The sequence below is a fragment of the Methylobacterium sp. CCH7-A2 genome, assembly GCF_001557075.1.
Lineage (GTDB): Bacteria > Pseudomonadota > Alphaproteobacteria > Rhizobiales > Beijerinckiaceae > Allobosea > Allobosea massiliensis.
In genome coordinates this window covers 1-634 of record NZ_LSKN01000324.1, presented here as the reverse complement: position 1 = coordinate 634, position 634 = coordinate 1, and the positions used below count along the sequence as shown (strand labels likewise).

Below are 634 nucleotides of genomic sequence, written 5' to 3'. Positions count from 1 at the left end.
CATAGGCGGAGAGGCTAGGGCCAAGCGTGCCGTAGCTGACCTCCTTGGGGTCGAGCTGGTGGCAGGCGAAGCAGTTGCCGCCTGCCACTGTGCCCGGCGGATCGGAAAACTGGCCGCCGCGGCCGTTATTGGCGACCGCATAGCCCTTCTTCCAGTCGCCCAGCAGCTTGCCGTCGGCGGGATAGGTGACCTTGGCGAGCTCGCGCTTGATGATCGCCTCCGATTGCGCGGAGGAGACATTGTTGCGAGTGGTGTTGCAGACGGCGAGCGACTCGTCGGGCGTGATCCGGGCCTGCCATTCGGGCGAAGCCTTGCCGAAGGTCGATTTGACATAGGCCTCGATCGTGGCCTGGCTCGGCTTCTGCTGCGCCAGCGCCGGGCCGGCGGTCAGAAGGGCGGCGCAGGCCGCGGTGAAGAATGCGGTTCTGATCATCGGTTCCGTCCTCTCAGCGCTTGATCGAAGGCACGGCGATCTCGCCACCAGCGGCCTGCTTCTGCAGGAAGACCGTCAGCGCGGTCAGGCTATCGGAGCCGAAATCGGGCACCGGCCAGCGCTGCTGGCGGTAGCAGTCCCAGAGCCGGTGCTGCATCGTGCGCAGCGCGCTCTGCGAGACACGATAGGTCGGCCAGGACG

1 protein-coding gene and 1 pseudogene are annotated in these 634 nt (G+C 66.6%); both read right to left on the bottom strand.

Going from position 1 to position 634, the window contains the following annotated elements; all coding sequences use genetic code 11:
• Positions 1 to 433, bottom strand: a 433-nt coding sequence (locus AX750_RS25050) for a sulfur oxidation c-type cytochrome SoxX (protein WP_197432864.1), incomplete at its 3' end; no start/stop codon positions are given.
• Positions 434 to 446: 13 nt separating this feature from the next.
• A pseudogene (locus AX750_RS25045) lies at positions 447 to 634 on the bottom strand (sulfur oxidation c-type cytochrome SoxA); the annotation flags it as partial.